Here is a 13,255-nt window from a genome sequence, read left to right as displayed (position 1 = left end):
TGGCCAGGGGTGCGCCTTCGCATCATTCTTGGACGATAGGGCGCGACCAGCCTTCCCCCGCCTTGTGGAGAAAGCTGGTCGCGATTGATTCTGCTCTCTCTAGGCGCGTTTCACGTGCGCCAGCGCGGCGTTGAGGGTGGCACTCGGACGCATCACGGCTTCGCATTTCTGCCGGTCGGGCAGATAATAGCCACCAATATCCGCGGGCTTGCCTTGCACGGCCGCGAGTTCGGCCAGGATCTTGGTTTCGTCGCGCGCCAGCGTCTCGGCCAGCGGCTTGAACTGCGCCTGCAACGCGGGGTCGTCCGTCTGGCCGGCGAGCTCCTGCGCCCAATACAGCGCCAGATAGAATTGGCTGCCCCGGTTGTCCAACTCGCCGGTGCGAGGCGAGGGGGACTTCCTGTTGTCCAGGAGCCTGCCGGTCGCAGCGTCCAGCGTCTTGGCGAGCAGCTTGGCCTTGGCATTGCCCGTCTTGATGCCGAGATCCTCCAGCGAGACGGCCAGCGCCAGGAATTCGCCCAGCGAATCCCAACGCAGATGGTTTTCCTCCACCAATTGCTGCACATGCTTGGGAGCCGAGCCGCCGGCGCCCGTTTCATACATGCCGCCGCCGGCCATCAAGGGTACGATCGACAGCATCTTGGCCGAGGTGCCGAGCTCCATGATGGGGAACAGGTCGGTGAGGTAATCGCGCAGGATGTTGCCGGTGACCGAAATCGTGTCCAGGCCACGGATCACCCGCTCCAGCGTGTAGCGCATGGCGCGCACCTGGCTCATGATCTGGATGTCGAGACCGGTGGTGTCGTGGTCGCGCAAATAGGTCTTCACCTTGGCGATCAACTGCGCCTCGTGCGGGCGATACGGGTCCAGCCAGAACAAAGCCGGCATGCCCGAATTGCGGGCGCGGGTGACCGCGAGCTTGACCCAGTCGCGAATGGCCATGTCCTTGACCTGGCACATGCGCCAGATGTCGCCTTGCTCGACAGTCTCGCTCAGCAGCACCTCGCCGGTCGCAAGGTCGGTGATGTTGGCCACACCGTCCTCCGGGACTTCGAAAGTCTTGTCGTGCGAGCCATATTCCTCGGCCTGCTGCGCCATCAGGCCGACATTCGGCACAGTGCCCATGGTGCGGGGATCGAAAGCGCCGTGCCATTTACAGAAGTTGATCATCTCCTGATAGATGCGGGCGAAGGTGCTTTCCGGCATCACGGCCTTGACGTCCTTCAGGCGGCCGTCCGCGCCCCACATCTTGCCGCCATTGCGGATCATGGCGGGCATGGAGGCGTCCACGATGATGTCGTTGGGCGAGTGGAAATTGGTGATGCCCCTGGCCGAGTCGACCATCGCCAGTTCGGGCCGATGCTCGTGGCAGGCATGCAGATCGCGCTTGATCTCGTCCTGCTTGCTTTGCGGCAGGGTGGCGATCTTGTTGTAAAGGTCGACCATGCCGTTGTTGACGTTGACACCGAGCTCGTCGAACAGCTTGCCATGCTTGGCGAAGGCGTCGCGGTAGAAGATCTTCACGCAGTGACCGAATACGATGGGGTGCGACACCTTCATCATGGTCGCCTTCACGTGGAGCGAGAACATCACGCCGGTCTTGTGCGCATCCTCGATCTGTTGTTCGTAGAAATCCAGCAGCGCCTTCTTGCTCATGAACATCGAATCGATGATCTCGCCATCCTGCAGCGAGATCTCGGGCTTGAGGACGATGGTCTTGCCGCTGTTGGTGATCAGCTCCATCTTGACCTCGCGCGCCTTGTTGAGCGTCAGCGACTTCTCACCATGATAGAAGTCCCCATCATGCATGTGCGAGACATGCGTGCGTGAGGCCTGGCTCCAGTCAGCCATGCTGTGTGGGTTCTTGCGCGCATAGTTCTTCACCGCCAGCGGTGCGCGGCGATCCGAATTGCCCTCGCGCAGCACCGGGTTCACCGCGCTGCCGATACATTTGGCGTAGCGGGCGCGGATCGCCTTTTCCTCGTCCGATTTGGGGTTCTCTGGATAGTCGGGGATCTTGTAGCCCTTGGCCTGCAATTCCCGAATGGCGGCCGCCAATTGCGCCACTGAGGCGCTGATATTGGGCAGCTTGATGATGTTGGTGTCGGGCAGCAGCGTCAGCCGGCCGAGTTCCGCCAGATTGTCGGGAACACGCTGCTCGTCGGTCAGGAATTCCGGGAACTCGCCCAGGATGCGGCCGGCGACCGAAATATCGCTGGTGGTGACGTCGATGCCGGCGGGCGCGGCAAAGGTGCGGACGATGGGCAGGAAAGCGGCCGTTGCCAGGGCCGGGGCTTCATCGGTCAGCGTGTAGATGATGGTGGGAGGTGTGGCGCTCATACGCTGGCTTCCTTGGCGGGTCGGAGTCAGGGCAAGAAAAAGCGCTCACGCCGACGCATGGATCGGCGCTGAGTGCTCCGTGAATTGCAGAATGGGGTGGTCAGGGGGCGTGTCTTTCCAGCAACGGGATGACCTCGATGACTTGCCGCTCGATGACCTCAGCAGCGTTTCCCGGAAAGACCCGCGGATGGATCGCACCGGCCGCAAATGTTTGAGACTTTGCAGGTTCCTCCCGATCATGCCGATGTCACGATCAAAAGGAACCTGTCGGTCGAAACTGCCACCTGCTTCGGGCTTCGGCAACTGATTTGTGCCTGCAGGCTTCCGCCATGTCATGGATGCGGGAGTACTGAGGAACCGGCACGGCAAAACACTCCCGGAGCGGGGCTCACGGGAGTGTCGGCAACATGTCTATGGCTGATGGGGCAGGCTTATCGAGGTCAGTTGCACACTTCGCGGGTGCGATAGATGTAGCTCTGCGCATAATCATCCCAGACGCGATAGCTCACCGTCCGACAGTCGTAATAGGTGGTGCGGCTATAGGTCTGCGTCACGCGGTAGGAATTGGAATAAGTGGGGTAATTGGAGGCGCTCGCATAGCCATTGTCGCAGTCATCGGCGAAGGACGCGGCGGTGGCGGCGGTGAAGGCCGTGGCAGCGAAGGCGAGGGTGAGAAAGGTCTTGCGCATAATCGTGGTCCTTTAAAGCCGGGTTCGTGCCCTTGTTGATGAAGGCATCCTAGCGACGCAGATCCGGCCCGGCGGTGCGTTCGGGCACATTGACCCGGACGCCGGCTGCCGCCCTGTATCCGTGGGAACAAGGACCGTCCTAGTTCTGACGGCGCAAAGAAGCTGTCATTATCCGCCGAATGGTCTATGCAGCCCGGACTTTTCCTGTTTCCAGGCCCCTGTCGTGATGTCCCAGTCGAATGCGAGCAATACCGTGACGCCTCCCGCCGTGATCCTGGTTCGCCCCCAGCTTGCAGAGAACATCGGCATGTGCGCGCGAGCCATGATGAATTTCGGCCTTAGCGAGATGCGCCTGGTTTCCCCGCGCGACGGCTGGCCGAAAAAGGGCGCACGCCAGGCGTCATCCGGCGCTTCTGCCGTGCTGGACAACGCCAGGCTGTTCGAGACCACCGAAGAGGCGATCGCTGATCTCAATTACGTCTTCGCCACCACCGCGCGCGAGCGCGGCCAGATGAAGGACGTGTTCGCTGCCGACGAAGGGGCTACGAAGATGCAGGCCTTGGCAGGGGAGGGTGCGCGTAGTGGCATCCTGTTCGGCCCGGAGCGCATGGGGCTTTCCAACGACGACGTGGTGCTCGCCGATGCCATCATTTCCTTTCCCGTCAGTCCCGCCTTCACCTCGATCAATCTCGCCCAGGCAGTGCTGCTGGTTGGCTATGAGTGGTGGAAGCTGGTCTCTGGCGGCAAGGCGCCGATCGCGCCTAGCCGAACCTCTCCGCCGGCAACGCGCGAGCATATGCTTGCCTTCTTCGACTATCTGGAGAAGGAACTCGACGCTGTTTCCTTCTTCTATCCGCCTGAAAAGCGCGAAATCATGGTGCGCAATTTCCGCAACATCTGGCATCGGCTGGCGATGACCGAACAGGATGTCCAGACCTTGCGCGGAGCGGTCGCCTCGCTCATCGGCGGCCGGCAGGGCACGCGTATCAAGCGCGACTGAGCGAATCCGAACGCGAAACCCCTGTCATAAGGGGGCGCTAGGCTGCGCCCATTTCCATTGGAATGGGTGTTTCATGGCTGTCGAGATCGAACGCAAATTTCTCGTCCGCAACGACGACTGGCGCCAGCAGGTTCGGGGTTCCGCCATCATCCGGCAGGGTTATTTCTGCCGCACGCCGCTGCTGCGGGCGCGCATCCGCATCTATGGCGACAAGGGCTTCATCACGCTCAAGAGCGAACCGGGCACGAGGACCCGCCACGAGTTCGAGTATGAGATCCCCCAGGCCGATGCCGTCGAGATCATCAGGCGCTTCTCGATCGAGCCTCTCGTTTCCAAGACGCGTCACGATGTCCACCATGGTGGATTGGGCTGGGCCGTCGACGTGTTCACCGGAGCCAATGACGGCTTGGTGCTGGCCGAAGTGGAGCTCGAGCATGAGGATCAGCCGGTTTCATTGCCGGGCTGGGTCGGCGAGGAAGTGACGGGGGATCGGCGTTACGGCAATTCGAATCTGGCGCGTTTTCCCTTCACGAGCTGGAGTGAAGAGGCGCTGCCTGCCGATGTCTTTTGAGGAAATTCCCGGACGTGCCGCTTTGGGATCAAAAAAAGATCACGATTGAAACGCTTCATTCACTCATCTGGGTTTGAATAGGCGTGCGCCCGGTTGGGTAGTGCGTACGGGCAACACGACATGCAGCGATTGATTCCGGATGGTATCGATCATTCCGAAGAGCGTCCCAGGAAGGTTAGTCTTCTGGAGAGGGTCGACCTTCTGGCTGGCACGGTTTATGGAGCTGCGGTCATGTCTGACCGCGCTCCAACTGTCCTTGTCTTTGATTCCGGCCTCGGTGGCCTCACCGTATTTTCCGAATTGCGAGTGACGCTTTCCGGCGCGCGCTTCGTCTATGTCGCCGATGATGCCGTTTTCCCTTATGGACGCCTGGCCGAGGACGTCGTGGTCGAACGCGTCGTCGAGGTAATGGAGCGGCTGATCCCGCGTTATCAGCCGTCTTTGGTCGTCATTGCCTGCAACACGATCTCGACAATCGTCCTGCCCATTCTCCGCCGGCGCTTCTCCGTGCCCTTCGTCGGCACCGTGCCCGCGATCAAGCCGGCCGCCGCGCTGACGAAGACGGGGCGGGTGGCGATTCTCGCGACGCCTGGTACCGTCAAGCGTGACTATACGCGCGAGCTGATCCGTTCCTTCGCCGCCGCCATCGAGGTGGAACTCGTCGGCGCGGTGGGGCTGGCCAGCCTGGCGGAGGCCGTATTGCGCGGCCAGCCCGTCGAGGATGCGGCGATTGCTCGTGAAATCGCCCCCTGTTTCGTCGATCGTGACGGCAAGCGCACCGATGTGGTGGTGCTGGCCTGCACGCATTATCCGCTGGTGCTGGACGCGATGAAGCGGGTCGCCCCCTGGCCGGTCACCTGGCTCGATCCCGCCCCGGCCATCGCCCGCCGCGCCGCCGATCTCGCGGGCCCAATTCCTCCGCGCACGGTGGTGGAGGACGGTCTGGCCCTGTTCACCGGTGGCGCCGGCCTGACCGATGAACTTCGGAGCGTTCTTGCGGCCCGTGGCCTTCCTGCGGTTGCGGTGGAAACCCTGCCGCCTGGTTGGCATTAGAGCATAGAGCCGAAGAGGGGACGCTGGTTTTCGGCGGAGCCGATACTGTAAGGCGTTTCCTGGACTGATGCGGTCTGTTGCCGCCATACCCTATACTTTGGGATGTACCGCAGCGTCATTGTGTTGGTGCGGGAACGGTGGCAACCTGCGGTTGGGCTGGGGGCTCAACCTGGAAACGCTCATCATGAAGATCAGCACGCTGTTGGCCTCCGTCGTCGTCGCTGGATTTGTTACGACCGGCGCTTTCGCGCAGACCGCAACACCGGCGCCTGCCACGCCGCCCGCCGCCACGACAGCTCCTGCAAAGGCGAAGACGAAGGCGCCGCAGTCGGCGGCGTCACAGGCCTGCTCCGCCCAGGCCGATGCCAAGGGACTTCACGGCAAGGATCGCAAGAAGTTCCGCCAAACCTGCATCAAGAGCGGCGGCAAAGCCGGTTGAGGCTTAACCTCATCGTTGGAGGTTTGCCATGCATCTGCTCACTTTCCTGATCGTGGGTATCGTGGCCGGCTGGCTCGCCGGCCTGCTCGTCAGTGGTGGCGGCTTCGGCCTCATCGGCGATCTCATCGTCGGCGTGGTCGGCTCGTTCATCGGCGGCTTCGTGCAGCCCTACATTCCCATCCATATTGGCAGTGCGATCGTCAATGAGATCGTCTTCGCGGTCGTCGGAGCGGTCATCTTGCTTCTTGTGCTGCGCCTGCTGAAGCGGGCCTGACGCCGATCCAAGGACATCGTGCCGGGAACGGCGCCGTAGAAAGGGCATGCGATCCTCGAAGGGTCGTATGCCCTTTTCCTTGCGGTGAGGGCGCTTGTCCCTGGCGATATGCCCGGCGCAGCGGAGACGCCTGCCTTACGCGTTTTGTAGTTTCCTCCACGGCGTGCAGGCCTCCTACTCGAATTGTCTGCCCGCGGAGGCCTGAGGCCGCAGCCACCGTCGCCAATCAAGGGCATGGCACGCTCCTTGCCAGTAAATGCTCGAGCGACCGTTGAATGGCGATGGATATGCCGATGGAAGACGAAACGCAGGAACATCTCGAGCACGCCGAGCATGCCGAGCGCGCGGCCCATGACGGCAATCCCTTCCTGATCACGGTGTCGGTTACGATTGCCGTTCTCGCCGTCCTGGCCGCCACGATCGGCAGTTTCGAGTCGCTGGAGACCGCCGAAGCCATCAACGACAAGAGCGAGGCGGCCTATCTGCAGAACAAGGCGAGCGATCAATGGGCCTTCTACCAAGCCAAGAGCATCAAGAAGAATGCCTATGAAATCGCGGCCGCGGGCGGTGGGCCGACCAAGGACGACTTTCTCGCCAAGGCCAAGCACAATGACGACGATGCCAAGGCGATTCAGGCGCAGGCCGTCGAAATCGAAGGACATGTCGACGCAAGACTGCGCGACAGCGACAGGCGTGCCCGTCGCCACCATATCCTGACCCTGGCGGTCACGCTGCTGCATGTCTCCATCGCGGTGGCGACCCTGTCGATCATCACCCGCGGCCGGCGCTGGCCCTGGCTCTGCTCCCTGGCCCTTGGCGCGTTGGGCATGGTGGCCACCGTGTTTGCCTATGTCTGATGTTCTTTCCCCATCCGGGCTCGTTCCCCCCTCCGAGGTTCCCATGCGTGAACGCCATATTGTCTTCCGGCATAGGGCTCTCGATTTCTGGCTGGCGCGCGGCGCCGTGCTGATCATCGTGTGCCTGCAATTGCTGGTGATCAATCAGCTTTCCTTCGGGCCTCGCTGGCTGGCCCCGACTGTCGAACTGATATTGCTGATTCCCCTGTCTATCGCGACGGCGTGGACGCAGGCCGGTATCCGCAACGCAGTGGCCGATCACCATTGGCAGGCGGTCAATCGTTTCCGCGTCATGATCCGCCGGACGGCTCTCATTTTGACGGCGGTCATCAGCATCATGAATTGCGGGGCGTTGTTCCTGCTGGTTCAAACGCTGATCGCAGGCCATGCCGGAAACGGCACGACGCTGCTGATCGATGCGCTCAACATCTGGGTCACCAACATCATCGTGTTCGCCCTGTGGTTCTGGAGCACGGACCGCGGCGGCCCGCCGACCTGCGGCCTGGTCGAGCGAGCCCGCTCCGACTTCCTATTTCCGCAGATGACCCTGAACGATCCGCATCTGCGTGACTGGCTGCCCGGCTTCGTCGACTATCTGTTTGTGGCTTTCACCAATGCCACGGCATTTTCGCCGACGGATACGATGCCGCTGACCCCGAGGGCCAAGCTTTTGATGCTCGCCGAGGCGATGATCTCTCTTTTGACGGTTGCCCTGGTCGCTGCCCGGGCGGTCAACATACTGGCCTGAGGCCGCGCCGCTCCGGAGCCACTTCCTGTCTAATCTCCAGCTAAGACCCATCGCGGCAGGATGCCCATGGGTGGGCTGGACGTCGACGATGTCGGAAAGAATGCCATGACCTTCCAGCCTCTGCCTCGCGATGAACATCCGACGATCGTGGCCGCCGAATTCAAGCGCATCAGAAGTAATCTGACGGACAGCGAGGCCCTGCTTCTGGCCTGCCTCACCAATGTGCTCAATGAATTGCCCGACTGGCTCGATGGAGACTATGTCGCCGGCAGTGCGCTCGATCATGCCCATGCGGTCATCAACGCGATGCTGGATGGACCCGGACTGGCGCCGATATCGGCGCAGACCTATGAATTGGCCGATGAATTGCGGCGTGGCGAGACATAGGCTTATCGCAGGCCGTTTCGTATCGGCCTCAATCCTGCGGCTTGTCGCCCTCGGGCAGGTTGAAACGGCTCCAGTCTTTCCTGGGTATGGTTATGCCGGCCTGGAATTCGAAAGCTGAAACCCTGGTGAGGCCGGCGGTGAGGGTGCAGCGATATTTCAGGACGAACCACTGCTTCCGGCTCCGGAATGCCGCCCCATCGGCCGTTACGCTTGCATCTGCAATCCTTGTTTCAGCCAGCGCATAGGCGATCGTGAGATCGGGCTCGAGATCGTGATTCCAGGCCCGCAACTGGGCCATGGCCTCGATGTTGCACAATTGCTCCATGCGCTCGTTGCGGCCCAGGAGAGGCAGCATCTTCCTGGCTTGCCGGCTGCGTGGATCCGCCAAAGCAAGATCGGAAAGAATTCTCCTGGCCTGGATCATCGCCGGAGGCGGCACCGGCGCCTCGCTTGGCCTGGGAGCTGTCGCCCCTCCCGGCGGAGTGACATCAAGGGAGGGTGCCGGCGCCTGCGGTTTGGCTGGCAGCGGGAGGGCCGCTGGCGCCGGCGGGGCCGGTTTCGGGATTTCCTCGACGAACTCTACCTCGATGCTGTTTTCGGGGGGCGGTATCAGCGGTGCGGGGCGGGGAGCAAGGAACAGCACGGCCAAGGCAATGGCGTGCAGAAGCAGCGCCGCCGGCAGGCCGAAGGACATGTCGCGATTTTGCGGAAGGCTGATGACGGCCATCGCTCAGGGAGCGGCCGTGGCGATCTGCTGCATCAGCGCCATGAAATCCCTCATATGGATGCCGGCCGGGTTCTGTGCCGGATCGACGGTCTGCACCATGACGAGGCGTTTTGTCGGAATATAGGCGAGGAATTGCCCGCCATAGCCTGCAGCCATGGCTGCGCCTTCGCCCCAATTCTCCCTCGGCAGAGACCACCATAGATAGCCATAGGCGCTCTTGCGCTTGGGGACGGGGGAATAGGCGGCGGTGGACTGGTGAACCCAGGTGGCGGGGACGATCTGGCGGCCGTTCCAGCGCCCCTGATTGAGGAAGAGCAGCCCGAAGCGGGCTAGATCCCTCGCGCTCATGCGGAAGGGATAGGCCGGATGGCGCGAGAGGGGAGACAAGACGTATCGCCCGTCCCTTGCCGAGAAATCCTCCATGCCGATCGGATGGGCGATGCGCTTTTCGAAGCTTGTGAAGATGTCCTCTCCGCTCGCCTGGCGATAGATCGTGCCGAGGACGTTGAAATCCCAATTGTTGTAGAACCAGAACGTGCCGTGGGGGTGGCTCCCGCGCGCCGGACGCTTGTTGCGGATATCGGCGGTTTCATAGGCGGCGGGATGATAGACGCCGGAGCGGGCCATCAAGAGGTCGCGGACATCGGCCTGCTTTTCGTCGGCGGTCAAAGCGGGCGGGATATCATCGATGCCGAGCTTCTCCAGGCTGTCGCCGAGAGCGATCCTGTTCTCGCCGATGGCAATGCCGTAGAGCGCACTCAGCAGGCTCTTGCGGACCGAGGCAACGTTGACGCGCCGGCTGGGATCGCCGGCGCTGGCCACGATACGGTCGTCCCGGATTACGGCAAGCGCTGTCGGGCGGTAGGTGCCGGCATAGGCCGTAACGGCCTTGGCCGTGTCAGCGGTCCAGCCGCTTTCGTTGGGAACGGCCTGCCAGTGCCGGCCGGGCTCGGCCTGTACCGGGGCGGACGGACCGACGATGCAGGCGATGAGGGCAGCAAGGATGGGGAGACGCCTCATCCGCCCGCGCTCGATCTAGTCGACCGTCACGACGATGAAATCTTCGTAGATCTCGACATTGATCAGCGGTGACCCGTTCACGACGGCATCCGCCGCGGAGGCACTGATGCGGCCGCGATTGAGCATGTTCTCCAGGCGGGCGCGGTTCTCCTTGCTGGAGAAGAAACGGTCGGATTCGTCTTCCCGATCGCGATGGTAGCCCAGATAGAAGTTGGCACGATCCTGCCGGATGATCGCGGCGACGGAGGTGAGCCTTTCGCCGTTCGTGTTGAAGTGATCCGCGCTGGAGAGGCGGGCCGTGTAGGTTTCAAGCGGCGCTGCACTGGCAAAGCTTACGGAGGCCGCCAGAAAGGCGACGGAGAGGGAAAGGATTTTCATCAATGAAGACTCACATGGGCCGAGCGCGCCCAACCTAGACATCCGCCATGCTACTGTCGAGTTGCCCAGGGTACAGGCTATTGGATCCTGTCTTGGAATTGACATGCAGCAATCTTTCGACTAAGCGAACGCCACACGCGGGGCCTTTTGGTCCCGCGTGATGTTTTACGCTCCCGTGATGGCCGGTCTCCGGTTGTCTGTCGCCCGGTTTCCGGGAGAGGAGGGCGCGTTCCTCATAAACTTCGCAAACCATAGAGGACGCGAATGTCGAAGCGCCATAACGCTAAGTACAAGATCGATCGCCGCCTTGGCGAAAATATCTGGGGTCGCCCGAAGAGCCCCGTCAACCGCCGCGAATATGGTCCTGGCCAGCACGGTCAGCGCCGTAAGGGCAAGATGTCCGATTTCGGCACCCAGCTCCGCGCCAAGCAGAAGCTGAAGGGCTATTATGGCTCGATCTCGGAAAAGCAGTTCCGCAAGATCTATGAAGAAGCCCGCCGTTTGAAGGGCGACAGCTCCGCCAACCTGATCGGCCTGCTCGAGCAGCGCCTGGATGCGGTGGTGTATCGCGCCAAGTTCGTGCCGACGGTGTTCGCTTCCCGTCAGTTCGTCAGCCATGGCCACGTCAAGGTCAATGGCCGCCGCGTCAACATCCCCTCCTACAAGGTCAAGCCGGGTGATGTCGTCGAGGTCAAGGAAGCCTCCAAGCAGCTCGTGCTGGTGCTCGAGGCCGTTGCTTCCGGCGAGCGTGACGTTCCCGATTACATCGAGGCCGATCACGGCAAGCTGACCGCGAAGTATGTCCGCGTTCCCACGCTGCAGGATGTGCCCTATCCGGTCCAGATGGAACCGAATCTGGTCGTCGAATTCTATTCGCGCTAAGCGAAACGAACTGAGATCTTCTATAAGGGCCGCCATTTTGGCGGCCCTTTTTATTGGTTGATCAGGCTGTGCACTCTGGAAGGCCCGCAAATCGGGATGGCCGTATTGCAAAAAGATCATGCGACACGCCCGCTCAGTCGCTTATGGTCGGATCCGACGAGCCGGCGAAACAAGCAAGAACAGCGGCAGGGGTTTGCACAGAACCAACAAGTAAGAGATTGGGGCGGTCTTCCCCCATCGCCGTATAATGTCGGGAGGTGACCGGCTCTGCAGCCGGTCGATGCTAAGAGGTCTGTATGGGTTACACGCTTTGGGGCGAACCGGATTCCGGCTCTTTCATGGTCGAGGCCGCCTTGGCCGAGGCAGGGCAGGATGTTCACCTGATCGATATCGATCTGACCAAGGACGAGCAGCACACCGCTCAATATCTGGCGATCAATCCCTTGGGGAAGATTCCGGCGCTACGCTTCAACGACGGAACCACGATCGTGCAATCGGCCGCCATTCTGCTGGCTCTGAGCGAAGAACACCCCGAAGCGCGGTTGATGCCGGCTCGGGATGCCCCGGACCGGCGCCATGCACTGCGTTGGCTGATTCATGTGGCGGCCGAGATCTATCCTCTCATCGAACTCTACGATTATCCCCTGCGTTTCGCTCCGCCCGAAACGCACGAGACCGCGATGCGTTCGCGCGTGCGCCAGCGCATTCGGGAGCGCTGGCAATTTGTGGAGCAGGCCGCCAGTGCCGAAGGCAGCTTCCTGTTGTCGGGGTTTTCGGCCATCGACCTCGCCATCGCCGCCATTAGCAATTGGGCGATCGGCAATGAATGGCGCGCCAGGGAATGCCCGAAGCTGACCCGGATCGCCGAGACCGTGGCGCAGCGGCCTGCCATTGCGCCGATCTGGCGGCGACATTTCGGCGAACAGGAAAATTGATCGGGAGGGCTTGCTCAGCCCTTCCGGCCCGGAGCGGTAAAGGCAGCGATATCGGCCTCGTCATGGCCGGCTTCACGCAAAAAGCGCCGGGCCAGTTCCGCCGCGGGGCCACGCAGCGCCTCGTCCGACCGGATGAGATGAAAGGCCACGTGGTAATCGATCGTTCGGTCTGAAACCTGCACCAGGCGCCCGTCCTCCAGGGCGGCCGCGGAGAGGGGAGGCCGCGCGAGGGCGATGCCGAGCCCCTGGCAACAGGCATCGATGACCAGGTTGTAGTCTTCAAAGCGGCGGTCCTGGCCGCGCGGCACATAATCCACGCCCTCGGGCGACAGCCAGCGTCGCCATCCTTCGATGTTGGAATCGTGCAGGATCGGCAGTTCGAGCAAGGCGTGCGCGTCATTGCCGTGCCGCAGGCGTTTGGCAAGAGCAGGGGAGGCGATCGGAAAGGCCTTTTCCTGCCAGAGCTGCACGCCGCGCACGCCGGCCCAGGGCCCCTTGCCGCAACGAACAGCCAGATCGCTGCCTTCGCCCAGATCCGCCAGCCGGTGTTCGAGGACCAGTTCGAGGTGGATGTCGCTGCCTTCCAGGCGCGTAAGCCGGGGAAACAGCCAGAGCGAAGCGACCGAGGGCGTCACCGACAGGCGTACAACGGCCTTGGCGCGGCGCGGCGACCAGCGCTCGCCGCTATTGCCGAGCAGGGCCAGGGCTTCTTCCGTCCGAGCAAAGAATCGCATGCCCTCCGGCGTCAGGTTGACGCCACGGGCTTTGCGCTCGAACAGGCGTAAGCCCATCCAGCGCTCCAGGCGCGACACCTGGCGGGAGACGGCGCCATGGGTGACGCCACTCTCCTCGGCTGCGGCCGAGAAGGAGCCGAGGCGCGCCGCCCGCGCGAAGGTTTCGAGCGTGTCGAGGGGCGGAAGGTTAGGTGAGCTGTGAACCATAGGCACACAAGATC

At 62.2% G+C, this 13,255-nt stretch carries 16 protein-coding genes; 10 read left to right on the top strand and 6 right to left on the bottom strand.

What is annotated here, in order from left to right:
• Nucleotides 1–99: 99 nt before the first annotated feature.
• Both ACN6KF_RS11050 and ACN6KF_RS11045 read right to left on the bottom strand, forming a co-directional pair.
• Nucleotides 100–2,340, bottom strand: coding sequence for an NADP-dependent isocitrate dehydrogenase (locus ACN6KF_RS11050; protein WP_434956891.1), 2,241 nt, complete (start codon nucleotides 2,338–2,340; stop codon nucleotides 100–102).
• A gap of 440 nt (nucleotides 2,341–2,780) precedes the next feature.
• Nucleotides 2,781–3,029 (bottom strand): hypothetical protein, encoded by a 249-nt coding sequence (locus ACN6KF_RS11045; protein WP_434956890.1) that lies wholly within the window; start codon nucleotides 3,027–3,029, stop codon nucleotides 2,781–2,783.
• Between the two features lie 226 nt (nucleotides 3,030–3,255).
• On the opposite strand from ACN6KF_RS11045, the gene ACN6KF_RS11040 reads away from it, so the two are divergent.
• The 8 genes from ACN6KF_RS11040 to ACN6KF_RS11005 all read left to right on the top strand — a co-directional run bounded on the left by ACN6KF_RS11040 (nucleotide 3,256) and on the right by ACN6KF_RS11005 (nucleotide 8,358).
• Entirely contained in the window at nucleotides 3,256–4,029 is a 774-nt protein-coding gene (locus ACN6KF_RS11040; protein WP_434956889.1) for an RNA methyltransferase, read from the top strand.
• Nucleotides 4,030–4,102: 73 nt separating this feature from the next.
• Complete coding sequence (locus tag ACN6KF_RS11035) at nucleotides 4,103–4,600, top strand: CYTH domain-containing protein (RefSeq protein ID WP_434956888.1); 498 nt, start codon at nucleotides 4,103–4,105, stop codon at nucleotides 4,598–4,600.
• 231 nt (nucleotides 4,601–4,831) lie between these two features.
• Nucleotides 4,832–5,653, top strand: a complete 822-nt coding sequence (murI, locus tag ACN6KF_RS11030; RefSeq protein ID WP_434956887.1) for a glutamate racemase — start codon at nucleotides 4,832–4,834, stop codon at nucleotides 5,651–5,653.
• Between the two features lie 184 nt (nucleotides 5,654–5,837).
• Nucleotides 5,838–6,092, top strand: a complete 255-nt coding sequence (locus ACN6KF_RS11025; protein ID WP_434956886.1) for a PsiF family protein — start codon at nucleotides 5,838–5,840, stop codon at nucleotides 6,090–6,092.
• Between the two features lie 28 nt (nucleotides 6,093–6,120).
• On the top strand, nucleotides 6,121–6,366 hold the full coding sequence (locus tag ACN6KF_RS11020) for a GlsB/YeaQ/YmgE family stress response membrane protein (RefSeq protein ID WP_434956885.1): 246 nt from the start codon (nucleotides 6,121–6,123) through the stop codon (nucleotides 6,364–6,366).
• A 293-nt stretch (nucleotides 6,367–6,659) separates the two neighbouring features.
• Nucleotides 6,660–7,223, top strand: a complete 564-nt coding sequence (locus ACN6KF_RS11015; protein WP_434956884.1) for a DUF4337 family protein — start codon at nucleotides 6,660–6,662, stop codon at nucleotides 7,221–7,223.
• Between the two features lie 43 nt (nucleotides 7,224–7,266).
• The gene (locus ACN6KF_RS11010) at nucleotides 7,267–7,971 is read left to right on the top strand and encodes a hypothetical protein (RefSeq protein ID WP_434956883.1); all 705 of its coding nucleotides are present in this window, start codon (nucleotides 7,267–7,269) and stop codon (nucleotides 7,969–7,971) included.
• A gap of 66 nt (nucleotides 7,972–8,037) precedes the next feature.
• Nucleotides 8,038–8,358, top strand: coding sequence for a hypothetical protein (locus ACN6KF_RS11005; protein ID WP_434956882.1), 321 nt, complete (start codon nucleotides 8,038–8,040; stop codon nucleotides 8,356–8,358).
• Nucleotides 8,359–8,386: 28 nt separating this feature from the next.
• Here ACN6KF_RS11005 and ACN6KF_RS11000 read toward each other — a convergent pair whose 3' ends face one another.
• From ACN6KF_RS11000 to ACN6KF_RS10990, 3 genes are read right to left on the bottom strand one after another with little or no spacing between them, the layout of a single operon-like run.
• The gene (locus ACN6KF_RS11000) at nucleotides 8,387–9,052 is read right to left on the bottom strand and encodes a DUF930 domain-containing protein (protein ID WP_434956881.1); all 666 of its coding nucleotides are present in this window, start codon (nucleotides 9,050–9,052) and stop codon (nucleotides 8,387–8,389) included.
• A gap of 36 nt (nucleotides 9,053–9,088) precedes the next feature.
• Entirely contained in the window at nucleotides 9,089–10,105 is a 1,017-nt protein-coding gene (locus ACN6KF_RS10995; protein WP_434956880.1) for a serine hydrolase domain-containing protein, read from the bottom strand.
• A 15-nt stretch (nucleotides 10,106–10,120) separates the two neighbouring features.
• The gene (locus tag ACN6KF_RS10990) at nucleotides 10,121–10,483 is read right to left on the bottom strand and encodes a hypothetical protein (RefSeq protein WP_434956879.1); all 363 of its coding nucleotides are present in this window, start codon (nucleotides 10,481–10,483) and stop codon (nucleotides 10,121–10,123) included.
• A gap of 264 nt (nucleotides 10,484–10,747) precedes the next feature.
• On the opposite strand from ACN6KF_RS10990, the gene rpsD reads away from it, so the two are divergent.
• Together rpsD and ACN6KF_RS10980 are read left to right on the top strand one after the other, a co-directional pair.
• Complete coding sequence (gene rpsD / locus ACN6KF_RS10985; protein ID WP_149254801.1) at nucleotides 10,748–11,365, top strand: 30S ribosomal protein S4; 618 nt, start codon at nucleotides 10,748–10,750, stop codon at nucleotides 11,363–11,365.
• A 296-nt stretch (nucleotides 11,366–11,661) separates the two neighbouring features.
• Nucleotides 11,662–12,300 (top strand): glutathione S-transferase family protein, encoded by a 639-nt coding sequence (locus ACN6KF_RS10980; protein WP_434956878.1) that lies wholly within the window; start codon nucleotides 11,662–11,664, stop codon nucleotides 12,298–12,300.
• Between the two features lie 14 nt (nucleotides 12,301–12,314).
• On the opposite strand, the gene ACN6KF_RS10975 is transcribed toward ACN6KF_RS10980, so the two are convergent.
• Complete coding sequence (locus tag ACN6KF_RS10975) at nucleotides 12,315–13,241, bottom strand: LysR family transcriptional regulator (protein ID WP_434956877.1); 927 nt, start codon at nucleotides 13,239–13,241, stop codon at nucleotides 12,315–12,317.
• Between the last annotated feature and the right edge of the window lie 14 nt (nucleotides 13,242–13,255).

Source organism: Labrys methylaminiphilus subsp. lupini, from assembly GCF_051161885.1.
Lineage (GTDB): Bacteria > Pseudomonadota > Alphaproteobacteria > Rhizobiales > Labraceae > Labrys.
The sequence above is the reverse complement of the archived record's forward strand: the minus strand, read 5'-3'. Positions and strand labels throughout refer to the sequence as shown.